Source organism: Paenibacillus sp. YYML68 (assembly GCF_027923405.1).
Taxonomy (GTDB): Bacteria; Bacillota; Bacilli; order Paenibacillales; family NBRC-103111; genus Paenibacillus_G.
The window spans coordinates 4183127-4205509 of the sequence record NZ_BQYI01000001.1 but is presented as its reverse complement, the minus strand read 5'-3'; the positions used below and the strand labels follow the sequence as shown (position 1 = coordinate 4205509).

Below are 22383 nucleotides of genomic sequence, written 5' to 3'. Positions count from 1 at the left end.
AATTGACGCTATCGTTCGTAATATTGTGGGATATGCAGCGACAGACCAAATGTGAAATGATTATAGCATCACACAAAGGGAGGTCATTCATATGAAGCTATGGCCCATCACAACGAAGGTTGGTATTACTGCAGTAGGAGCCACCTTGATCGCGGCAGCCGTTACAGGCTGTTCAGGAGACGGAGGCTCTACTCCGACCGCTGAGAAGGCTGGAGAGCTCCAGCAAGCGGTCAAGACGGTCAAGGTCGTGCTCCCCATCGGAGTATCCGGGGAAGAGGAGTTCTACAAGGAGCAGCTGAAGCAATTCATGCAGAGGCATGCAGATATTAAGGTCGATCTGCAGTTTGTCCCAACGGATCAGTACGGCAATACGATCTCGCTAATGTTCGCCTCGAACGAGGCGCCTGACATTATTCGGATGAGCGGGAGTCTTCCGACGAAGATGAGCATCTCCTATGAGAAGGGCTGGATTCAGCCGCTGGATGCGTTCGTCACCGATTCGTTCAAGCAGCGCTTCCCGTCCACCTTCTTCACACCGCATAGCGGGCTGTATCTGGATGGCAAGCTGTACTCGATTCCGTATACGGAGCAGAACACGCCGGCCTTCCGTCCCTTCTATTATAATATCGACATTCTGAAGCAATTCGGCTATAACGAGCCGCCGAGAACATGGTCGGAGCTGACGACGATGGCGGAGAGCATCACGAAGCAAGGGAAGGGTCAAGTGTACGGATTCTCCTTGAATGGCAAGGACGCCGCGCATATCCAGGTGATCGAGCTGTACGAAACGGCGAACGACCGCTACCACGATGCGCATGTGACGGAAGGCAACCTGATCTACGATACGAAGACAGGTAAGTCCGCCGCGAGCAATCCGGCCTTGACCGAAGCGGTGCAGCTCTTCCAGGAGATGGCGGCGAAGAAGGTATACGTCCCTGGCTGGGAGTCGGTCGATGGCAAGACGTTATTCACGCAGTTCGCCTCCGGTAAGGTCGCCATGTACATCGGACCGTTCTTCTATGCCAATGAGATGATGAAGCTGAATCCGAGCTTGAAGCTCGGTATGACGACCGCACCTGTGCCAGATACGGGCCGCAAGGGCTATAAGGCGGTGTACGGTGCGGCTGATCCGTACTTCGGCATTACGTCGGAGTCGAAGCACCCGAAGGAAGCGTTCAAGGTGATCGAGTTCTTCAGCACGAAGGAATTCCAGCAAGGCTGGTCGAAGACGACCAACCTGCCGGCCGTCCTATGGCGAGACTACGATATTCATCCTATGACGAAGAAGCTGCTTGACCTTGCCTATGAGGATCTGCGGATTGCGCCGAACCCTGGTAATCGACATCCAGATGGCGAGAAGCTGCTCTCCTCCATTATGGCGGGTGTGCCGAAGCCAGATGTGAAGGAATTAATCAACCTGTCGATCATCAGCAACAAGGACTATGGCAAGCTTGCGAAGGAATTCGACGCGCTCGTTGATCAAGTGATCGAGAAGCAGCTTGCAGAGCACAAAGGGAAGGGCAGCAGTGTGAGCCGTGACATCTTCATCGCCCCTGCCGACTGGAACCCGATGGAAAACTACTTGAAGTAAGGGGGACTTGCAATGAGTGCTGTAACAACTGCTGCGCCGGAAGGTCTTGCTCTGGAGGGCAAGACCTTCCTCCTCCGACGTATCCGTCGTCATGCCTGGCATTACGTGTTCATCATGCCCATGCTCATTCTGTTCGTCCTGTTCACGCTGTGGCCGATGGCCGGGAGCATCTACTACGCATTCTTCAATTGGGACGGGGTCGGTCCTGCGACCGATTACGTCGGTCTTGATAACTTTCGGGAGACTGTGAGCAATCCTTACTTCTGGAACGCCTTCACGAATAACTACGTCTTCGCACTGGCCCATCTGGCGATCCAATATCCACTAGCCCTACTGCTTGCGATCGTCCTGAATAACGCGATGCTGCGTGGACGGAATGCGTATCGGCTGCTGATCTTCCTCCCGGTCGTGACGACGACGGCGCTGATCGGACTCGTCTTCAACGTGCTGCTGCATCCTGCAGGCGGACCGATCAATGCAGCGCTGCTCGGCAGCGGCCTGCTGACTGAGCCGATCAACTTCCTCGGCTCGGAGAAGCTGGCGCTTCCGACCGCGATTGGGATCTCGATATGGAAAAACATTGGGATTACCATGATCTACTGGCTGGCCGCGCTGCAGACGATCCCGCAGGATCTGTATGAAGCGGCGAGGATCGACGGTGCGTCGAGGCAGCGGACCTTCTTCTCCATAACGGTGCCGCTGGTCGCGCCGATCGGGGCGGTCATTCTGCTGCTGACCTTCATGCAGAGCCTGCATCCGTTCGATCTGATTCAAGCTCTGACGCAGGGTGGACCGAACTATGCATCCGACGTCGTCGATACGTTCGTGTACCGATACGCCTTCAACCCGGAGATGTCTCTGCCTCGCTATGGCTTCGCTTCTGCGGCCGGGCTGGTGTTCGGTCTGACGATTATGCTGATTACGCTCGTTCAAGGCGTCGTTGTGCGCACATTGAGAAGGAAGTGAGGGATTAACAGCTATGACGAGTATTCATCGCCTAAAAAGCATGTGCACGCACATCCTCTTCATCCTGCTTACGCTTGTATGGTCGTATCCGTTCATCTGGATGATCTCCTCCTCGTTCAAGACGAGCAGCGAAATGCTGATGGACGGACTGAGCCTCTGGCCCAAGACATGGACGCTCAGCAACTTCGGCAGAGCATGGGAGCGGGCGAATTTCGATACGTACTTCCTCAATACACTGGTGATCTCCGTATCGGTTGTCGCCCTGGTGGTACTGATCTCGGCCACTTCGGGCTACGCACTGGGCAGAGGGAATATGCCCGGCAAGAGGTGGATCGTCGGCATTCTGGTCGCCACGATGTTTCTGCCGAAGGGAGTCGTGGTCATCCCGGTGTTCAAGCTGATCCATGCGATGGGGCTGAACAATACGCTCACGGGCATTATTCTTGCCGAGGCTGGACCGGCTCATATCGTGGCGATCCTACTGTTTATGGGCTTCTTTGCGAAGGTGCCGGTTGAGCTGGAGGAGTCGGCGCGGATGGATGGCGCTGGATTTCTAACCACGTTCGTCAAGGTGATGTTCCCGCTGTCGGCTCCGGTCATCGGGACGGTGACGATCTTTAATTTTATCGGGGCGTGGAATTCGTTCCTGCTGCCTCTGATCTTCACTCTAAGCAAGCCCGAATTACGAACGCTTGGTGTCGGCATGTACTCGTTCTTCGGCGAGTTCTCCGTCGATTGGTCGGGCTTCGCGGCAGGCGCGCTGCTGTCGGTGCTGCCGATTCTGATTGTATTCCTGCTGCTCCAGCGGTCGTTCATCGAAGGCCTGGCAGGTGCAGTTAAAGGGTAAAGCGTAAAGGGGCTTGCCGCTTAGCAGGCGAGCGAACGCGTTGAATATGGATAAGGAGTGCTGAGCTTGAAAATAACGAGACTAGGAATCATTCATGTACGACCACGCTTCTCCTTCCTGCGCATTCATACCGATGAGGGCATCACCGGGCTCGGGGAAGCAGTGATCGAGGGACGCTCCAGAACGGTGGAGATGGCTGTGAAGGAGCTGGAGCCGCATCTGATCGGTCAAGATCCAAGAGACATCGAGCGGCTGTGGCAGACGATGTACCGGGGAACCTTTTACCGCGGCGGTCCGATCTTGACCAGTGCGATCAGCGGCATCGATCAAGCGCTGTGGGACATTCTCGGGAAGTCGCTCGGCGTGCCGGTCTATACGCTGCTGGGCGGGAAGGTGCGGGACCGCATCAAGCTGTACACCCACGTCGATGGGGAATCGTTGGAGGAGCTCCGCGCGCAGGCGCAGCGGGCCGTGCAGAGAGGCTTCACGCTCGTGAAGACGGTACTGTCGGAGAAGGCGCACTTCCTCGAGCCGATGTCCTATGTCAAGAAGCAGCTGCAACGGATGGAGACGATCCGGGATGCGATCGGACCGGATATCGACATGGCGATCGACTTTCACGGTCGGGTGAGTCCGGCAATGGCGATCCGGCTTGCCAAGGAGCTGGAGGGCTGTTACCCGTTGTTCATTGAAGAGCCGTGTCTGCCGCAAAATGTCGATACGCTCGCGACGATCGCCCGCTCGACGTCCATTCCGATCGCCACGGGTGAGCGGCTGTACAGTCGATGGGATTTCCGCGAGGTGCTGGAGAAGCAGGCGGCTGCGATCGTTCAGCCCGACCTTGCCCATTGCGGCGGTATCTCCGAGGCGCGCAGAATCGCGGCGATGGCGGAGGTGTATTATGCGGGCTTCGCACCGCACAATCCGCTGGGGCCGATCAATCTGGCTGCCAGCCTCCAGGTGTCCGCCCATGCATCGAACTTCTTGGCACAGGAGCATGTTACGCTAGGTCAGGACTATCTGAAGGAGCCGTTCGTATGCGAGAAGGGCTATATCGAGCTGTCGCAGAAGCCGGGCCTCGGCATTGAGCTGGATGAGGAAAAGGTCGAGGCACTTCGCTACTCGGGGGAATGGGAATCGCCGACGTGGCGGCACGAGGATGACGGCTCCTTCGCAGAATGGTAGGGTCGGAGTGAAAGCAGTCATTTTTACATAGGAAAGGGGAGTCTGTCATGACGGAGCAACGGCAGCAACAGCCGAACATCTTATTCATTCATACCGACCAGCAGCGGGCAGACAGCTTGGCCTGCTATGGCAACCGTGTCGTTCGGACGCCGCATCTGGATCAATTGGCACAGGAGGGGGTGCTGTTCGAGAATGCGCATTGCACACATCCGCTGTGCATGCCTTCTCGGGCAACCTTGCTGACCGGCAGATACAACCGAGCGCATAAGCTATATCGGAACGGCATCCCACTTCGTGAGGAGGAGACGACGATAGCCGAGCTGTTGAAGCAGCGCGGCTATCGGACCGGCCTGATCGGCAAGGCGCACTTCACACCGTACACAGGAGATCCGGCGCTCCATCCAGAGGCGGTACAGGTGAACAACGGAGTCTCGCACGACGACTGCTGGGCGTATTGGAGCCAGTTCCAGGGTCCATATTACGGCTTCGATCACGTGCAGATGTCGATGGGACACGGCAGCTACGGCATGTACGGCGGGCATTACGGGCTGTGGGTGCATCGCGAGCATCCGGAGCACGTTCGCTTATTCGCCCAAGATGCTGCGCTGGAGCCGACAGACCCTCGCTATCCGAGCTGGAAGTCGGCCGTTCCATTAGAGCTGCATTCGTCCACATGGATTACGGAGAAGACGATCGAGTTCATCGACGGAGCATCGGGCGATGCGGACCAGCCCTTCTATGCGTGGGTTGGCTTCCAGGAGCCTCATGAGCCGTTCAATCCGCCGAAGCCGTACTGCGACATGTACCGGCCAGAGGACATGCCGCTGCCTGTCCGTCGAGCCGGGGAGTGGGGGGAGCAGCCGCCGAGTCATGTTGGACATTACTTGAACCGTGGACATTGGGCGTCGATCTCGGAGGAGAAGGAGCGGGAGATTATCGCGCACTACTACGGCAATGTCACGCTCGTGGACGATTGTATCGGGCGCATCGTCGAGGCGTTGAAGCAGCGGGGCTTGTACGACAATACGATCATCGTCTTCACCTCCGATCATGGGGAGTGGCTCGGCGATCACAGCCTATGGCTGAAGGGAGCCGTGCATACGCGAGGCTTGACACGGGTGCCGCTCATCGTGCGCTGGCCGGGTGTGGCGAGTGAAGGACGCCGTGTCAGCTCGGTCGCGAGTCTCATCGATGTGGTACCGACGCTGCTCGATGCAGCGGGTGCGGACCCGTTACCGTACGGGGTGCAGGGGACGACGCTTCGTCATGTAGCTGCAGGGGAGACGAAGGGCAATCGCAGCTATGCGCTCATCGAGCATCGGCATGAGCCCTATCACTTGAATTTGGAGATAGAGGGCGAAGCCAATGTCATTAACAAGACCTCGACCGAGTTCCATATGAAATCGATCATTACCGATCAATATCGATTCACCTATATGCCTAGCTACACCTATGCCGAATGCTTCGATCTGGAGAAGGACCCGGAGGAGCTGCACAACTTATGGCCGGACTTGCTGAAGCCGAGTGTACGTGAACGGCTGTTCCAGATGATGCTGGATGCGTTGATCGAGACGGAGGACCCGCTGCCGCGTAGACAGTGGATCGTGTAGACGCATGAGCCGCACGTGAGCATGGAGGAGAGGAGCGTATGAATTATGCATAAGCCACATATCTTTTTTATAATGACGGACGAGCTGCGTGCTGATGCATTGGGCTTCATGGGTCATCCGATTGTACGTACCCCGCATCTGGATGCGCTGGCCGAAGATTGCGCCGTCTTCACGAACGCCTATACGAATTGTCCGATGTGCGCTCCGGCTCGTACGAGTCTGGCTACAGGACGATACGGCTTCAGTCATGGCGTGCTGGACAATGGCTTCGCGCCGATCGAGGATGAGCAGTCCCTGTATGAAGTGATGAGCAGAGGCGGGTACCATACGATCAATTATGGCAAAATTCACTTCAACACGCCCGGCAGCTTCGGCTTCGAGGAGCATTATCCGCGTCCAGGCGTCCAAGCCAGCGTCTTCGGACCGGACAATCAAGAGGCGCTGAATCGGAGCGTGTTTCACAAGAATCAGGGGGAAATCTCGCTCGTCATGCACGGTGTCAATGCGATGCGGCCTGAGGATACGCCTGACTCGATCATGACCGAGGCGTATGTGAGCCGACTGGATCAGCTGAAGGACAGCGATAGACCGTTGTTCCATCGCTTGTCGCTGCTCGATCCGCATACGCCGTATTTTCCAACGGAGCCGTATGCCTCGATGTATGCGTACTCCGACATGCCGCTGCCTGCGAGCTGGAATGAGGATCTGCGGACGAAGCCTCTGACGAACCGTTATTATTACCACGCCCGCGGCTTCGACCGATTGACGGAGGAGGACTACCGCCAATCAATCGCCAGCTACTACGGCCTGATCACTCATGTCGACGACCGAGTCGGGCAGGTGATCGACAAGCTGAAGCAGCTGGGTCTCTATGATCAGTCGATCATCGTCTTTACGTCGGACCACGGCAGCATGATGGGCGAGCATGGCTTCATCGAGAAGTGGGGGGTCATGTACGAGGAAGTGATGAAGATCCCGCTGATGATCAAGCTCCCGCATTCCAAGTATAAGGGCACATACGACGACTTCGCGGAAATCGTAGATATTATGCCGACGCTGCTGGATGCTGGAGGCATGGCGGTGCCGGGCCGTGTGCAGGGGAGGTCGCTGCTTCCGCTGCTGGAGAAGGAGGAGGGTGCTGGGAAGTCGGAGGTATTCGCCCACTTCTTCGCTGGAGGACTGCAGACGAAGCCCGCGCTGATGATTCGCAAGGGACCGTGGAAGCTCACCTGGTACCCGAATCAGGAGGACATCCACGATCGGCTGCTTCATGACCATTATCTGAAGTATACGTCGATGTTCCGCGATGATGTCGTGGAGGGAGAGCTGTACCACCTGGAGACGGACCCGCAGGAGATGAATAACTTGTTCGCGGACCCTGCCTATGGAGCGGTGAGAGACGAGCTGCTCTCGCGTCTGAAGACGTGGCAGTCGGAGGTGACGAAGATCAGCTACGAGGAGCTGGAGCAGCCGGAGTACACGGTAACGGGCTACCAGCTTATGCAGGCGGACAACATGGCGAAGCTGCAGCGGCTACTGAGGAACGAAGGGATTGTGAAGACGTTGACGAGGAAGTAAGGGTGATCCGATCAAGTCAGTCGCATGGTACTATGGAGCTTGTTCCAATATGCCCCCTATGGCGAGGAGTGAATTCGCGCTAGGGGGTGTTTTTGCTTACTGGCTACTGGTTACTGGTTGTTTTTTCATATACAATATAAATATTACTTTCATTGTGAATAACAGCTGGGGGAGTCTATGTGAGTTACCTAAAGTTGGATGATAGACGAATTTACTATGAAATCTTTGAAGCGATTACATATAATGAAGACACTTTGTTGCTTATTCATGGAATGGGTCTAGATTCTACGCTTTGGGAACGCATGATTCCTATTCTTAGAAAATATTATCGCATCGTAGTTCTTGATTTAAGCGGACATGGTCAGAGTGATGACTTGGCAACTAAACCGACATTTGATGGATTCGTAGAGGATATCGGAGCCTTAGTTGCATTTTTAGAACTAACTTCATTTAATATCGTGGCACATGGACTAGGAACTAATGTATCAGCTTTGTTAGCGCTTAAGTTTCCACATTACGTAAAATCGATGGCCTTTATCGGCGCGACTTTCGTTCTTCCAAAGTCTGTACTAGAAAGAGGAAGAGAGTTTCGGAAAAAAATTGCAGATAATGGTTCACTAGTGCCAGTTGGTATAGAAATCGCAAAACATATTACATTAGAACCTGTTAATAGCCCGGAGGTAAATAAAATCATACGTTGCTATTCCAGGACAACCTATGAATGCTACTTTAGTATCATGGAGCTGTACTCTGCATCTGAACAGCTCCAGCTTGTATCGAATATTAAGCACCCTACACTTTTTATCGCTGGGGAGAAGGATCAGCTTTATCCACCGAGCATCATCGAGATTGCGTCAAAGCTTGCTCCGCATGGTGTATTTCGAGTCATAAACAGCTCAAGTAATATGACGTTTGTTGACCAACCGGAAATGACGGCGACAACAATATACAATTTCTTAAGCAATCCTGAAACGATGCTGCCTTCAGAGTCACCACCCCTCGGGATAGATCTCACGAAAGTCGTTAGCACGTTATTTTATCAGGCTGCTGTCAAGCTTGAATCGACCATTTCATTACGAGTGGACTTGATACACTCATTCCGAGTTCAGATTAACGGTGAAGAGCACATAGATGGATGGAACCAACGTTACTCCAAAAACATCTTAATTTACTTAACCTTTCACCCGTCCTGTACGAGAGAAGAAATATGCGACGCGCTGTTCCCAGACGTTCCATTAAAGACAGCACTTCGTAATTTGAAGGTATACTTGAATTACTTGAAGAAGCTCTTGTTCGTGCCTCTGCCGCATGTGACGCTATTACATACAGATCATGAACATGTCATGTTAAAGTGTGAGCTTCAGTCAGATATCGTGGATCTCATTGAAAATATGAAGTTAATTGACACTCAACAAAATGACCATACGAAATACGTTGAAGCGTTAAAACTATTAAGCAGAGTTCCAGAGACGAACTTTTTGCCGGGAGTGTATGACAGATGGTTCATTGAACTGAAGGAACGAACAATGACACGTATAGCAGAATTAGCATTATGGGTTGCCGAAAAAGAAAAGTCAAAGGGTGAATATTCAAGAGCAATCCGATTTTATGATACTGCTAGAATGTATAAGCCATATGATGAGAGTGTTTATGATAAATTGATTGAGCTGTATCAATTTCTTAAATCGGAAAATCAGGTTTAATAGAACTGACTTCTTGGTGTTATTCCACCCCCAAGCTCACCCGCTTCCGATAATCCCCCGGCGACAAGCCGGTAGTCTTCTTGAATAGCCGATTGAAGGACGTCACATTGTAGTAGCCGACACTGGCGGCGATGTCCTTCACAGGCTTGTTCGTGCTGCCCAGCAGCTCCATCGCCCGGTTCATGCGCAGCGTCTGCAGATGCTCGCTGAACGTCTGCCCCGTCTTCTGCTTGATGTAGTTGGATAAATATCCGCTCGACCAGCTCAGCCGCTCGGCGGCTTGCTCGAGCGAGATGTCCTCGGCGAGCTGGCTCTCCATGTAGTGGAAGACGACCTCAAGCGGCACATCCTTACGGCTCTTCGCCGACTCGAACTGCTCGGCGGCCTCGGCGGACGTCCGCTGCAGGTAGGCGAGCAGCTCCTCCTTCGTGAAGCACTGGCGGATCGCGTGCGCCGCCGTCAGGTCGAAGTCGTCTGCGAGCTCCAACTGCTGCTTGCTGCTCCATTCGCCGAGCATCTCTATCAGGCGCAGCGCGAGCTGCTGGAATTGGTGCGCAGTCGCGCCCTTCTTGTCTATCTGCTCGACGATGGCGGTCAGCAGCTCCTGAGTGAGCCTCGTATTGCCTTCGCGGATGTGGGTGTAGAGCGTCTGCTCCTGCTGCGCGGAGACGGGCGCATGCTCGCTAGACGGACGCTTCTCCGTCATAATCTCGGTAGCCGCCTGCAGACTGCGCTGTAGCACCAGCCCCCGCACCTCTCCATACGCCTGCTGGAATTGTGACGGCTTCTCATAGCGACTGCTAACCGCAATCGTCACGACATAGTAATCCGTATCGCGATCGAACACCTGCTTCAGCGCGTTCAGCTTAGGCATCAGCACGCTAGGCTCCGCCTCTCCGAACAGCACCGTCACGATCTCATCATGCTCCAGCTGCAGCGTCCTCGACTGTGGGAACCGTTCAGCGACGGCCAGATCAATATATTCGCGTATAAAATACGACGCCTTCACCGGCGACATCGTCGTCTCCGGCATCGCCTTCGAGCGCAGACGAAGCTGCTACAGAATGAGCGTGAACGGGCTGTCCGTCAGCTCGCCTCCGCTCGGAACAGGCTGCTTCGAATGAATCGTCAAGATCCATATGACGGATCGAGGACATGTACTCGGTCAGCTTCTGTTGAATGCGGTCGAGCTCGGCAATCGGTCGCGTGCTGCCTGGCTTCGGCGGCTTCTGCTGCGAGATCGCATGAAGCATCTGCCGAAGTATTATCGAGCGGAAGGAGCGGGTTCGCATTCATGCTGCGGATCGTCGTCCACACCTCGCTTACGAGTAAATAGTTAACGTTCTTGCCTTGCCCCGTCACGAACTGGTTGTGCACCAGACGCAGCTTCTCGTTGTAATACAGGTTGAGCATCTGGTTGCGGATGAATTCCATCCGCGACTCATAGTGGGTCACCGTTTGCTCCAGACTGTGGGTGGACATGAGCACGAGTATGACGGTCAGGAGCCGAGCAGCACGCGGAAGAAGAGCGAGTCGGTTTTAAAGTCCCATCGTTTGAGCATAGCGTCGTGCCGATGCTGCTCGAATGCGCAGGCGTCCCGCTGCACCCGCAGTTGCAGGGACAGTCGCTCGCTCCTGTGCTGCGAGGCGAGGCGACCAGCGGCAAGGCTTGCGCCTTAATGGAATTCAAGGGCTGGCGCAACATCCGCACGTCCCGCTACCGCTATCTCTGCGAGGCCGACGGCCGCGAAGCGCTGTACGACCTCGACTGCGACCCGATGCAGTACCGCAATGTCGCTACCGACCCGGCTTACGCGGACGCGCTGTAGCAACTGCGGCATATGCTGCTCGTGCGCATGCTGCAGGCGGAGAAGCCGCTGGGCAGGGTGTGGCCATATTAGCAATAGAACGAGGGATGTGGATGCCTAGGAGGAGACTGAGCTCTTCCTAGGCATTGTTGTCTGTTTATTGCAAGGTGTTATTGTCCAGCATCGAATTGTTATTCCATATGCTTGAAATTTTTATCGTCTCTGTCGTTCATAGGAGCAATACCCGTTTGGCGTACCTCTTTTAGTTTGGATTTGTAATCATAAGTATAGTGATATATGGCATCAGGCTCATCCTTGAATACTACTTTAATAACATAGGGGTCATATCCAAGCCATCTACTCTCCCAGGAATATTTGATCGATAGATCGTAGCGATCTTCGGGTTCGCCTTTACGTCCTAGGTGTTCTATCACTTTCGGTTCTACTTCTTTTATATCTACCGGCGGTGCAAGCCATTCTGTGTACAAAAATCTACCAATCAACAGCAGTGTAACCAAGGCTAAGCTCCATATCGTCATTCTTCTTCTCATAAGAGATACCTCACATGTTATTTTTGTTTAACCAATGGCTTGGCTTCTCTAAGAACCATGGAATTTTAGTATGGACATCCCCTATTGCTGAATTGAGCTGCGACTGTGTAAGAAAGAGGGCATCTGTTAAGTCTGCCCCACTTAAATCTGCATCCCTAAGGTCAGCCCCAATCCAATCAGCCCTTCTCAAGTCACTGTTTCTTAAGCTTGATGAGATCATCAGCTTTCCGCGAAAATCTTTGCCTCGTAATGTTAATCCTTCTAGGTTTGCTCCTATGAAGTCTACATCCTTCTTGGTCCTTTGCTTTTCACCGGCATCATTCCTGTCGTTTCTATACATCTTACTTGTCTCAGTTAATAGAGCATTAACTTTGCTTCTATGAGCTGCAAGATCAATTTCTAGAATTTCCTTTGGACGCTTTATGGTTAGCTCGACTGTTTCTTCATAGATCTTCTGCAGACTGAGCTTAATGGATGTAGTCTCGCGTAATGCTAAGGCTTGTTTGAGGTAGTAAAGCATTTCGTGTAATTGTTGAACTATTGGAAATACAGCAAACATTTCGTTGGCATGGTCTACATCTTCACGCCAATCTTTATTATGAAATATTAATTGTGAAACTTTCTGTCCAGCACCGAAACACTCATATGAAACACACCCGCGAAAGCCTTCTACTCTTAATCTATTGTGTATCGCACACGAGTTATTTGAACATAAATGACGGCACGGATCACCAGCGTCTTTATTAATAGGAAAATCAGCTGATTTTCCGTAAGGTAAAGCTACACAGCATAATCCAAAGCAATTCGTACAATCTGATATGAAATCATTATACATGCTCATCACTTCCTATATTCCGCTTATTTCCATTCGTGGTAATGTTCTTGAAATCTCAAACTCTAGAGGAGGCAAGAAAATATTGATACATTATGATAGCAATAGTAATATTGGATGTAAATTGAATCTTATAAAAGTTTAGGGATTAAAGCCAGTATAATATCAGTATATCACGTGAGTTTCTCACTTCACTAAACAAGGAACAGGAAGGAACCCCTATGTCTAACTTCGCTATTAAAATAACAATTCCTAGACTGCTATTGTTAGTCTTGTTAGCTGCAGTATCGATTCTATATGCATTCCAAATTCCGATATACACCGTCAACTCCCACGGTGAAATATCTCAATACTTCAGTTCGATCCAAGAACTCAATGATCAAGCGGATCTGATTGTTCTCGCAGAGGTACAGCGTACCAAGAGCTTCAAATATAAGAATATGCCTTTCACGATCTCAACAGTTAGCATCAGCAAAGTGGTGAAGGGCAACAAGAATAAGCAGGATACGATTCAGGTTCTGGAAACCGGAGGCATCATGAATAACGTGGAATATACGTATGAGCATTCCAGAGCAATGAGAAGAAACGACAAGGTTGCCTTATATCTCGCACCATACAACGGCCCTATTACGCAGGAGGAAGCCTACGTCGTTCTCGGCGTCTACCAAGGGAAGCTCCAATACGATGAGAGCGGAGCGATCATCGGAGGTCATCAGCATATATCAGACGACTTGAAGAGTGTGAAGTCTATTGAAGACTTGGAATCAGGCCGTGGCGGTCGTCCAGCGCCGACTGCGCTCGTCTGCGCGAACGACACGATTGCGCTGACCGCGATGCAAGCGCTGAAGGAGCTTGGGGTGAAGGTGCCCGGTGACGTATCCGTGACCGGCTTCGACAACATCGAGAGCTCGTACCAGACGTCGCCCGCACTGACGACGGTGCACGTGCCGAAGGAGTCGCTCGGTGAGCGTGCGGTGGAGCGGCTGCTCGGTCGAATCGAGCGCAAGCAGACTCCGATGGAGAAGCTGCTCCTGTCAGGCGAGGTGTTCTACCGCGAGTCGACGGCAGGCCCGATGACGGCGCAGGAGCAATCGTCTTAGTGCGTGAGGGAGAATTCTTGGATATTTTAATCGTTGGTTAATCCAGATGCGCTTAATACTAACATAAAGATCCCCTCGTCTATGATGCACATCTATTTTCCGGGAGGAGACGAAGTGAGAATGATAAGAAAAGCTACGGCCCTCATGATTGCTGTAAGTTTAACCCTAATGTCCAATGCAGTTACATCCGCGACAAGTTCCACTCCAGTTGAGAAGGTGCCATTTCCGATTCAAATGAATGGCGTTACTATTGAAAACGAAAGTGCTCAATACCCTCTATTGCTATATAAAGACATCACCTATGTTCCAATGACATGGGATTACTGTCAACCCTTGCGCTAGACGTAAATTGGAATGAAAATGTAGGATTAACAATTACTAAATCAACCCCCAAAGCAATAGCTGTAAAACCTCGCACTTCTAGTTCCATAGATAAAATTCAAGCTGCATCGATTCCACCCTTTTCAGTAACAGTGAATGGTAAAAAGCTTGATAACACTAAAGAATCATACCCTTTGATTGTATACAAGGACATTACGTATTTTCCCTTAACTTGGAGATTTACTCGTGATGAATTCTCTTGGGAAACACAATGGGATAGCACATATGGATTTATACCTTCGTTGTTAAAGATGGAATTGCTAAACAAGTGCCTGGATTAAGCCAGATTCCTAGACGAATAATAAAATCATCGGATGGATCTATTTGGGTTATGAGTGATTCTGAAGGGTCACCTAGTCGCTCTATTCGGATTTACTCTCAAGTTGCTCTTATTCAAGCAAATGGTGATATGCATGGGTTAAATCAAGAGTTGGTTGCTACTGACGTGGAGCTAGTAACTATAAAAAACAACTTGGTAATCCTAAAGTCATCTAAGTAATCGGTTTACTTCTACGATGATTAGAGATAAAGATGGTTACTATAGCCTTGACACTGAGTTTTCATTAAGGAAACTATCTGATCTGAAAGTCTATTCCGCATATGAGGATCGGAATGGAGCTGTTGGTGAATGGTTACGATACCCCCTTCATCGTGTCATCTCCTCCTGAAATCAAAGCCTCCGAGTTCCCCCTACTGCTTGCTTGTGTAATACTCGCGTACGATGCGCTCGGCGCTCTTGCCTTACATGCAATAATCGTCGTCGGCCGCTGACTTTGAACGCTCATACAGGTGTGCCTGCCAGTCCCACAGCATGAAGCCGCCGACCCAGTCCCGCTTGTCGCTGAACATGGCCTCGTAGTAGGCCGCTTGCGCGGATTCGCTCCGCGGTCCGCAAGACCCCATTCGCCGCGAATACCGGTCCAGTCCCAAGTCATGCCCGCTGCGTAGGATTTGTTCATTCGAACCGCCTCTTTTTTACGTGATAAATTTTGTTATATAACTTACATAACTTAAAATAACTTCATGCTAACAATCGGTCAATCAATGATTGTAGCTACATCTCTGAGGACGATGATTTACTGGTATATAATAGGAAGTAAGATAGACAAAATGGGCAAAAACAAGTATAGTTAATAGCAAATCAACGGGCTTCGCCGTCGTGGCGAGACGTGGCTTAAGCTCAAGCATCCAGCTCCTATCGGATGCTTATTTTCTTGTGTCGGCCGTAGCCTTCGGTTGGTTGAATATGATATGAAGATATGTGCTAGGAAAGAGGGAGCTACTGTTATGAACGAAACGAACAACGTAAGAGCGAAGCTGCTAATCTCGTGCCCGGACCAGCCGGGAATCGTAGCGAAAATATCGAATTTGTTATATCAGCACAATGCGAATATCGTGTCCTCGGATCAATACTCGACTGACCCTTCGAGCGGCATGTTCTTCATGCGCATCGAGTTCGACATGCCGGGCATCGAGGAGCGGGAGCAGCAGATCGGTCAAGAGATCGAGGCGCTCGGACTGAACATCGACTACACGCTCTCGCTGGCGAAGCGGAAGAAGCGGATGGCGATCTTCGTATCCAAGGAGGATCATTGTCTTGTCGAACTGCTGTGGCAGTGGAAGTCGGGCGATCTGGATGTCGACATCCCGATGATCGTGAGCAACCACCCGGATTCGGCGGCGCTGGCCGAGCAGTTCGGTATTCCGTATTACCATATTCAGGTAGATAAGGATAACAAGAAGCTGGCCGAGGAGCAGCAGCTGAAGCTGCTGGACGGCAAGGTCGATTACGTCGTGCTGGCCCGCTACATGCAGATTCTGACACCGAACTTCGTTGCGGCCTACCGCAATCGGATCATTAACATTCACCATTCGTTCCTTCCAGCGTTCATCGGCGCGAAGCCTTACGAGCGCGCGTTCGCTCGCGGGGTCAAAATTATCGGCGCAACCGCCCACTTCGTGAACGAGCAGCTGGACGAAGGTCCGATCATCGAGCAGGACATTCAGCGCGTCACCCATAACGAGAATGCTAACGAGCTGAAGAAGATCGGCCGCATGATCGAGCGCGTCGTCCTCGCAAGAGCGGTGAAGTGGTACATCGAGGATCGCATCATTATTCATGAGAACAAGACGGTTGTGTTCAATTAGTCGTACCGTCGGCAGCTGTCGGCTGCAGGAGGTGGCACGATGAAGCCGAAGTGCGGCATCGTATATAATGGACATTTGCAATCTGATAAATTTATGGTGCAGCTCCATTGGCTGTCGGACACCGCGAAGCGACACGGCTTCGAGCCTGAGCTGATCGGCAATCATCGGCTCATCCCTGCGGTGATCGATGGACGCTGTACGCTGCTTGGACCGTATGCCGACTACAGGCCGGATTTCTTTTTCTTCTGGGATAAAGATATCCGGCTTGCCCGGCATCTGGAGAAGATGGGCTTCCGGCTGTTCAACAGCGCCTCCTCGATCGAAATATGCGACGATAAGTCGCGCACGTATGAGGTGCTGGCTGAACACGGCGTAACGATGCCGAAGACCGTTACAGGGCCGCTTCTATATGAAGGCTTCGAGCTGGAGGACGTGTCGAGTGTGCCGTCGATCGTAGCTGAGCTCGGTCTGCCGCTCGTGCTGAAGGAGGCGTACGGCTCGTTCGGGGAGCAGGTGTATTTGATCGCAAGTGAGGAGGAGCTCATCGGGCGGCTGAAGTCGCTAGGCGCTAAGCCTTACGTGCTGCAGGAGCTCGTAGCGTCGAGCTACGGCCGTGACGTACGGATTAACGTCGTCGGTGGCGAGGCGGCAGCGGCGATGCTGCGCCGATCGGAGACCGACTTCCGGGCGAACGTAACGGCAGGGGGGCGCATGTTCCCATACGAGCCGACGGACGAGGAGAAGGCGTTCGCCGTTCGGTGCGCGGAGCTCGTAGGCGCCGATTTCGCCGGGGTCGATCTGCTGTTCGGGCCTGACGGTGAGCCTGTGCTGTGTGAGATTAATTCGAATGCGCATTTTAAAAACATATTCGACTGCACCGGAGTCGATCTAGCTGAGGCGATGTTCCGGTACATTCGCTCGGTGCTGTACGCCGCCGATGGCAGCCGCAAGGGGGATGCTCCATGCTGACAGGCTGGCTCGTCTATAATGAAGCAGATGCGGCGCGCAACCGCGATTACATACGGTGGATGCTGGATGAGGCGGAGCAGCTTGGCCTGCGGCTGCAGCTGAAGCTGAAGGAGCGACTCGTGTTCGGCGCGCACAGTGGCGGGCTGTTCATCCGTGAACATGGCGTGGAGGCGAAGCTGCCGACGTTCGTGATCATGCGCAACATCGACAGCCTGTTCTCGAGGCAGTGCGAGCTGCTCGGGGTGAAGGTGTTCAACAGCTCCGCCGTGTCGGAGCTCGCCAATCACAAGGCGCGTACGTACCAATGGCTAGCGCAGCATGGCATTCCGATGCCACAGACGTACTTCATTCATCAGCATGAATATGAAGCGGCATCGTTCCAGTCGCTGACTTTCCCGATGGTGCTGAAGGCAGTAGACGGACGTGGCGGCACGGAGGTGCACCGCGTCGACAGCTTGAGCGAGCTGACAGACTATGTGGAATCGGGCGAGCGAGGCCGATCGTACGTGCTGCAGCGCATGGCGCAGCCGGGGCGAGACGTGAGAGTGTTCGTTATCGGTAGGCGCATCGTCGGGGCAGTGCTCCGCAGCTCGCAGCACGACTTCCGGGCGAACCATTCGCTCGGCGGTGATTCGTCTCTGTATGAGCTGGATGAAGAACAGCGCTGCTTGGTGGATCGAATTACAAGGCTGATCGAGCTCGGCATGGCTGGAATTGATTTCATGTTCGATGAGCACGGACAATTCGTCTTCAACGAGCTGGAGGACGTGGTCGGCAGTCGGACACTGTCGCTACACAGTGAAGTTAATATTGTGCGTCTCTATTTAAGCTGGATCATCGAGCAGCTTCATGCGGATGAGGCTTCGTGAGGATCGTCTGTAAATCCGTAGCATCCGACTAGCCTGTGCAGGTCAGCTAAGCTCGGAATCGGCATATATATCAGTCGACGGGGACGGCGGGAGGTAGCAGATGGCGGATCTACAGGTAAAAAGCATACGCCCCAAGCTCTGGCTTACTGCGCTGTTCGCACTGGTCGTCGTCGTGCTCGTGCAGCTGTCACAGCAGCTTGCGCAGAACGTGCCCTTCACGGCGCTTCAGCCGCTCGTGACGCTCTACACGCCATTCGCGCTCGCCTTGCTGCTGGCAGCGGTCGGTGCTGCAGCGCCAAGAGCGCTGCAGGTGCTCGTGCTCACGAGCGCCGCCTACGCGTGCGGTTATGGGCTGTCGGTGCCGCTGAAGGTGCTTCTGCTGGACGCTGCGCAAGCGTGGGAGCTTTCACATGAATGGACAGTGGTGCTGTCTCGTTTCAGCGTGCTCGGTTATATCACACCACTTGCACTCCTCATGGTGCTGAAGCGGCCGCGCATTCATTACATAGCTTGGGGCAGTTTTACCGCCCCGATCCAATTTCCGTTCATCTGGTACGGGATACGCGATCCGATGTGGCGGTTTTTGCTCATATTCGCTGTCGTTGTGACAGTGTCGTTCAGCTTCTTCGTCGATGCGGAACGGATCGGGCCGCTGCTCGGCGCAGCGCTCGGCTTCGCGGTCGTCAATGCGCTGCTCGAGGAGCTGCTGTGGCGCGGCCTTGTGTTAAGTCGTCTAGCTGATGAGCTCGGTCCTCGCTTAGCGGTGGTTGCTGCAGGTGTCGCCTTCGGCTTGTATCACTATTCCATTGGGTTTCCGTGGAGTATATGCGTGCTATTCGCACTGCCGGGCATGATCATGAGCGGCGTAACGGTGCGCTCTGGCGGCTTGCTGCCGGTCGTGCTGATGCATATCGTGATGAATGTGCTGTTTGCGTTCAGCGGCCTTATTTTTCCTAGGTGATTGATGATAGCTTCATGGCAGGACAGATGACATAGTTCGATGTATAATGTGCGTATTACATACTTATGGGGGTTGTCATGGATCTGTCATTATTATCCATCTTATCGTTCGGATTCATACTCGGGATCAAGCATGCGATCGAGCCCGATCATGTGATTGCCGTCTCGACGATTGCCAGCGAGAGCCGTCGACTGTCGCGCTCGTCGCTTGCAGGCGTATACTGGGGCATCGGTCACACGCTGACGTTGTTCTTAACAGGCGTATTGCTCATTTTGCTTAAGGTCGAGATCCCGGAGAAATGGGCAATGTCGTTCGAATTCCTCGTCGGCATTATGTTGGTCTATCTCGGTGTGGCGGCCATTCGCTCGTTCCGCAATGTTCACGTTCACAATCATAAGCATGATGAGGTGGAAGCCCACCATCATGTGCATGCACATGTGTACAATGGGGAGCATGCGCATACGCCGCATCGTCACAGCTCCTACGGCAAGTCGATGCTGATCGGCTTCATTCACGGTCTGGCCGGCAGCGGCGCGATGGTGCTGCTGACGATGAGTACGGTTAGCACCGCGTGGGAGGCTGCTCTCTACATTGCGGTGTTCGGAGCGGGGACAGTTGCAGGTATGCTGTTCTTCACGACGGTGATCGGCATCCCATTCGTGCTCAGCACAGGCAAGCGCGTTCTGAATCGGGCGCTCACGCAGGTGACGGGCGCGGTCAGCGCCTTGTTCGGCGTGTATTATATGTATAACCTCGGCGTGACCGAGGGGCTGTTCAAGCTGTGGCTGCAGTGATCGCTGCAGATTCGTGAAGTGGGGCACTCCGGGCTGCACGGGTTACATGAGCTACATGAGCTACATGAGGTACATGGACTGCACGGTTGTCAGTAGAGCTGGAGCTTACAATGGAATAGATGTGAGGGGGAGGCCGCCTGTTTGGGCGGCTTTTTCCATTAGGGCGGATGGATGGAGGTGCTGCTCGGATAAGGAAGAAGCTGCCTGCGAACACTATAGGTACAATGCTACAAGTCAGCAGGTGGTGAAGAATGACAACGAAGAAGCACAAGCTTGTTGAACATACCCGGGACTCCAGTGTCCAGAAGCCGAGCTTCCCGATGCGCACGTATGCAGTTGCGCTCTTCCTGATCGAATTCGTTCGTGGCGCGTTCCTGATCTCGTTCTTGCCCGCCTATGGGCTGCAGCACCTCGGCCTGACGACGGCCGCGATCGGGGTAGCGGTCTCTGTCCATTATGTGTCCGACACACTGGTCAAAAGCTTCGCCGGCTACATGCTGGATCGATTCTCGCTGCGGCTTATCGCTCCGATCGGTCTTGGCGTCTCGCTCGTCGGCCTGCTGCTCGTGCAGACCGCCTCCTCGCTCTGGCTGCTCGCAGTGGCAGCTGCGCTGTTCGGCATAGGCATCTCGCCGATATGGCTTAGTGGCTTAAGCAGGGCCGATTCGCGCAATCGCGGAACCCACATGGGCGTGCTGTACACGTGCTGGCTCGCGGGACTTGGCGCTGGACCGATCGTGGTCAACTTCATACTGGACCAGAGCTACTTCTTCGCGTATTGGCTGATGCTCGGATTGTGGGGGGCTGCGCTGATCGTTTCTCTGTTTATGGAGAGTGGGCATCATGCTCAGGGACATCAACAGGTGCAGCAGCTGAGTCGAGCTACACATGCTGGAGCTTCTTCTACGCTCGGTCTCGGCGAGCAGCTACGCCTGCTGGCCGACCGGCTGCGGTCGATGCGAGTGCTGCTGCCTGCGATGGTGCTGCAGACGATGGCGGCGGGCATGCTGGTGCCAGTGCTGCCAAGCTTCGCGACGTCGAGTCTTGGATTGACGTACTCGCAATATTCGCTGCTTCTCGTCGCAGCCGGGCTGTTCACGGTCGGGGGGCTTATACCGATGGGACGATGGATCGACAGCAAGGAGAAGCGGTGGTTCGTCATTATCGGCTTCTCCGTGTTTGCGGTGATGCTATATACGCTGACGCTCGTCCGAAGCTTGTGGCCTGCAGTGCTCACAGCTGCCGTGCTCGGTCTTGCCTATGCGGCTGTGTTGCCTGCATGGAATGCGGTGCTCGCCGCCTACGTGCCCGAGGAGCAGAAGGGAATGGGCTGGGGACTGCTCTCGAGCATCGAAGGTGTCGGCATCATGCTCGGCCCGATCGCAGGCGGCTGGCTCGCCGATCAGTTCGGCCCTCGCGGGGCGATATTGTCGAGCGCGGTGCTGCTTGGGTTTATTGCGGTGTATTATTTGGTAGTGTCTTCGGGGCTGAAGAGGGGAGTGAAGGTGGGCGGCTAAAAGAAAAAATTGTCGAATACATCACTCCCAGCAGGGATTACACATTTCGAGCCGAACCTTCAATAAGGAGAGCAAGACCGTACATACATTCCTTATGAAGGAGAGGATCTAGAAGATGGAAGCGATAGAACTATGGCCGGGCGCGATGCCTGGCGCACAGGAAGGTGTAGACGAGGAGTGTCCACGACTTACGCCCTACTTACTGGACACGATCGCTGCAAAAGGACCGCGGCCAGCCGTCATCGTCTGTCCGGGCGGAGGCTATGCGCGGTGCGCGCAGCATGAGGGAGAGCCGATCGCGCAGTGGCTGAACCGGATCGGAATCTCGGCGTTCGTGCTCGATTACCGGGTCGCCCCGTCGAAGCACCCGGCGCCGTTATCCGACGCGCAGCGGGCGGTTCGCATCGTGCGGGCGAATGCGGAAGCTTGGGGGATAGACCCGAGTCGCATTGGCATTCTCGGCTTCTCAGCTGGGGGACATGTGGCGGGGTCGACCGGCGTATTCTTCGATGAGGGAGCGCCAGAGGCAGAGGATCCGATCGAGCGCTGCAGCTCGAGGCCAGACGTGACGATCTTGTGCTATCCGGTCATTACGCTGACGGAGCCATTCGGGCATCAGGGCTCCCGACGTCATCTGCTCGGCGAAGAGTCTAGTGAGGAGCAGGCACACAGCATGAGTCTCGAGCGGCACGTGAGACCGGATACACCGCCTGTCTTCCTCTGGTACACGTCTGACGACGAGGTAGTGCCGGTCGAGAACGCGCTGCTGTATGCGGCAGCTCTGCGCCGCGAGCGCGTCCCGTTCGAGCTGCACAGCTACGAGAGCGGTCGCCACGGGCTCGGGCTCGCCGAGGAGCATCCGTATGCCGCTCCTTGGACTGAGGCGTGCGAGCGATGGCTGCGCATCCGGGGCTTCTAATGCGATGAAATGGCTTGCCGCAGCTTATCGTAACCACCGAGATTATACGTCTTC

Annotated in this window: 21 protein-coding genes; 16 read left to right on the top strand and 5 right to left on the bottom strand. The window is 53.8% G+C overall.

Going from position 1 to position 22383, the window contains the following annotated elements; genetic code table 11:
• Positions 1-91 precede the first annotated feature (91 nt).
• The 7 genes from PAE68_RS18760 (at position 92) to PAE68_RS18730 (ending at position 9480) form a co-directional block, all read left to right on the top strand.
• Entirely contained in the window at positions 92-1591 is a 1500-nt protein-coding gene (locus PAE68_RS18760; RefSeq protein ID WP_281889515.1) for an extracellular solute-binding protein, read from the top strand.
• A gap of 12 nt (positions 1592-1603) precedes the next feature.
• A complete protein-coding gene (locus tag PAE68_RS18755; protein ID WP_281889513.1) occupies positions 1604-2557 on the top strand; it encodes a carbohydrate ABC transporter permease in 954 nt (317 codons plus the stop codon).
• Between the two features lie 13 nt (positions 2558-2570).
• Positions 2571-3404 (top strand): carbohydrate ABC transporter permease, encoded by an 834-nt coding sequence (locus PAE68_RS18750; RefSeq protein WP_281889512.1) that lies wholly within the window; start codon positions 2571-2573, stop codon positions 3402-3404.
• Positions 3405-3470: 66 nt separating this feature from the next.
• On the top strand, positions 3471-4589 hold the full coding sequence (gene dgoD / locus PAE68_RS18745) for a galactonate dehydratase (protein WP_281889511.1): 1119 nt from the start codon (positions 3471-3473) through the stop codon (positions 4587-4589).
• A 47-nt stretch (positions 4590-4636) separates the two neighbouring features.
• On the top strand, positions 4637-6199 hold the full coding sequence (locus PAE68_RS18740) for a sulfatase family protein (RefSeq protein WP_281889507.1): 1563 nt from the start codon (positions 4637-4639) through the stop codon (positions 6197-6199).
• A 45-nt stretch (positions 6200-6244) separates the two neighbouring features.
• Positions 6245-7777: a sulfatase-like hydrolase/transferase gene (locus PAE68_RS18735; protein WP_281889506.1), complete on the top strand. Its 1533-nt coding sequence runs from the start codon at positions 6245-6247 to the stop codon at positions 7775-7777.
• 179 nt (positions 7778-7956) lie between these two features.
• Entirely contained in the window at positions 7957-9480 is a 1524-nt protein-coding gene (locus PAE68_RS18730; protein ID WP_281889504.1) for an alpha/beta hydrolase, read from the top strand.
• A 19-nt stretch (positions 9481-9499) separates the two neighbouring features.
• On the opposite strand, the gene PAE68_RS18725 is transcribed toward PAE68_RS18730, so the two are convergent.
• Both PAE68_RS18725 and PAE68_RS18720 read right to left on the bottom strand, forming a co-directional pair.
• On the bottom strand, positions 9500-10513 hold the full coding sequence (locus PAE68_RS18725; RefSeq protein ID WP_281889502.1) for a helix-turn-helix domain-containing protein: 1014 nt from the start codon (positions 10511-10513) through the stop codon (positions 9500-9502).
• Between the two features lie 95 nt (positions 10514-10608).
• On the bottom strand, positions 10609-10935 hold the full coding sequence (locus tag PAE68_RS18720) for a hypothetical protein (RefSeq protein WP_281889500.1): 327 nt from the start codon (positions 10933-10935) through the stop codon (positions 10609-10611).
• 113 nt (positions 10936-11048) lie between these two features.
• On the opposite strand from PAE68_RS18720, the gene PAE68_RS18715 reads away from it, so the two are divergent.
• Positions 11049-11309, top strand: a complete 261-nt coding sequence (locus PAE68_RS18715; RefSeq protein WP_281889499.1) for a hypothetical protein — start codon at positions 11049-11051, stop codon at positions 11307-11309.
• Between the two features lie 170 nt (positions 11310-11479).
• On the opposite strand, the gene PAE68_RS18710 is transcribed toward PAE68_RS18715, so the two are convergent.
• A complete protein-coding gene (locus PAE68_RS18710) occupies positions 11480-11839 on the bottom strand; it encodes a hypothetical protein (protein WP_281889497.1) in 360 nt (119 codons plus the stop codon).
• A gap of 10 nt (positions 11840-11849) precedes the next feature.
• On the bottom strand, positions 11850-12674 hold the full coding sequence (locus tag PAE68_RS18705) for a pentapeptide repeat-containing protein (protein WP_281889495.1): 825 nt from the start codon (positions 12672-12674) through the stop codon (positions 11850-11852).
• Between the two features lie 218 nt (positions 12675-12892).
• Here PAE68_RS18705 and PAE68_RS18700 point away from each other — a divergent pair, with 218 nt between their 5' ends.
• Positions 12893-13771 (top strand): substrate-binding domain-containing protein, encoded by an 879-nt coding sequence (locus tag PAE68_RS18700; protein ID WP_281889493.1) that lies wholly within the window; start codon positions 12893-12895, stop codon positions 13769-13771.
• 1122 nt (positions 13772-14893) lie between these two features.
• Here the strand turns inward: PAE68_RS18700 and PAE68_RS18695 are convergent.
• Complete coding sequence (locus tag PAE68_RS18695; RefSeq protein ID WP_281889491.1) at positions 14894-15055, bottom strand: glycoside hydrolase family 113; 162 nt, start codon at positions 15053-15055, stop codon at positions 14894-14896.
• Between the two features lie 384 nt (positions 15056-15439).
• Here PAE68_RS18695 and purU point away from each other — a divergent pair, with 384 nt between their 5' ends.
• The 7 genes from purU (at position 15440) to PAE68_RS18660 (ending at position 22329) form a co-directional block, all read left to right on the top strand.
• Positions 15440-16300, top strand: coding sequence for a formyltetrahydrofolate deformylase (purU, locus tag PAE68_RS18690; protein ID WP_397379066.1), 861 nt, complete (start codon positions 15440-15442; stop codon positions 16298-16300).
• Positions 16301-16339: 39 nt separating this feature from the next.
• On the top strand, positions 16340-17269 hold the full coding sequence (locus PAE68_RS18685; RefSeq protein ID WP_281889487.1) for an ATP-grasp domain-containing protein: 930 nt from the start codon (positions 16340-16342) through the stop codon (positions 17267-17269).
• Positions 17263-18138 (top strand): ATP-grasp domain-containing protein, encoded by an 876-nt coding sequence (locus tag PAE68_RS18680; protein WP_281889485.1) that lies wholly within the window; start codon positions 17263-17265, stop codon positions 18136-18138. Before PAE68_RS18685 ends, PAE68_RS18680 begins: the two co-directional genes overlap by 7 nt.
• 100 nt (positions 18139-18238) lie before the next feature.
• Positions 18239-19099 (top strand): CPBP family intramembrane glutamic endopeptidase, encoded by an 861-nt coding sequence (locus PAE68_RS18675; protein ID WP_281889483.1) that lies wholly within the window; start codon positions 18239-18241, stop codon positions 19097-19099.
• 77 nt (positions 19100-19176) lie between these two features.
• A complete protein-coding gene (locus PAE68_RS18670) occupies positions 19177-19893 on the top strand; it encodes a HoxN/HupN/NixA family nickel/cobalt transporter (RefSeq protein WP_281889481.1) in 717 nt (238 codons plus the stop codon).
• A 251-nt stretch (positions 19894-20144) separates the two neighbouring features.
• Complete coding sequence (locus tag PAE68_RS18665) at positions 20145-21410, top strand: MFS transporter (protein ID WP_281889479.1); 1266 nt, start codon at positions 20145-20147, stop codon at positions 21408-21410.
• 115 nt (positions 21411-21525) lie between these two features.
• Positions 21526-22329, top strand: coding sequence for an alpha/beta hydrolase (locus PAE68_RS18660; protein WP_281889477.1), 804 nt, complete (start codon positions 21526-21528; stop codon positions 22327-22329).
• Positions 22330-22383 lie beyond the last annotated feature (54 nt).

Coding starts and splice junctions, on each gene's coding strand:
- PAE68_RS18670 (WP_281889481.1), top strand. CDS start 19,177: ATGGATCTGTCATTATTATCCATCTTATCGTTCGGATTCATACTCGGG.
- PAE68_RS18740 (WP_281889507.1), top strand. CDS start 4,637: ATGACGGAGCAACGGCAGCAACAGCCGAACATCTTATTCATTCATACC.
- PAE68_RS18705 (WP_281889495.1), bottom strand. CDS start 12,674: ATGTATAATGATTTCATATCAGATTGTACGAATTGCTTTGGATTATGC.
- PAE68_RS18760 (WP_281889515.1), top strand. CDS start 92: ATGAAGCTATGGCCCATCACAACGAAGGTTGGTATTACTGCAGTAGGA.
- PAE68_RS18755 (WP_281889513.1), top strand. CDS start 1,604: ATGAGTGCTGTAACAACTGCTGCGCCGGAAGGTCTTGCTCTGGAGGGC.
- PAE68_RS18725 (WP_281889502.1), bottom strand. CDS start 10,513: ATGCCGGAGACGACGATGTCGCCGGTGAAGGCGTCGTATTTTATACGC.
- PAE68_RS18680 (WP_281889485.1), top strand. CDS start 17,263: ATGCTGACAGGCTGGCTCGTCTATAATGAAGCAGATGCGGCGCGCAAC.
- PAE68_RS18735 (WP_281889506.1), top strand. CDS start 6,245: ATGCATAAGCCACATATCTTTTTTATAATGACGGACGAGCTGCGTGCT.
- purU (WP_397379066.1), top strand. CDS start 15,440: ATGAACGAAACGAACAACGTAAGAGCGAAGCTGCTAATCTCGTGCCCG.
- PAE68_RS18675 (WP_281889483.1), top strand. CDS start 18,239: ATGGCGGATCTACAGGTAAAAAGCATACGCCCCAAGCTCTGGCTTACT.
- PAE68_RS18660 (WP_281889477.1), top strand. CDS start 21,526: ATGGAAGCGATAGAACTATGGCCGGGCGCGATGCCTGGCGCACAGGAA.
- PAE68_RS18695 (WP_281889491.1), bottom strand. CDS start 15,055: ATGGGGTCTTGCGGACCGCGGAGCGAATCCGCGCAAGCGGCCTACTAC.
- PAE68_RS18685 (WP_281889487.1), top strand. CDS start 16,340: ATGAAGCCGAAGTGCGGCATCGTATATAATGGACATTTGCAATCTGAT.
- PAE68_RS18665 (WP_281889479.1), top strand. CDS start 20,145: ATGACAACGAAGAAGCACAAGCTTGTTGAACATACCCGGGACTCCAGT.
- PAE68_RS18700 (WP_281889493.1), top strand. CDS start 12,893: ATGTCTAACTTCGCTATTAAAATAACAATTCCTAGACTGCTATTGTTA.
- PAE68_RS18750 (WP_281889512.1), top strand. CDS start 2,571: ATGACGAGTATTCATCGCCTAAAAAGCATGTGCACGCACATCCTCTTC.
- PAE68_RS18710 (WP_281889497.1), bottom strand. CDS start 11,839: ATGAGAAGAAGAATGACGATATGGAGCTTAGCCTTGGTTACACTGCTG.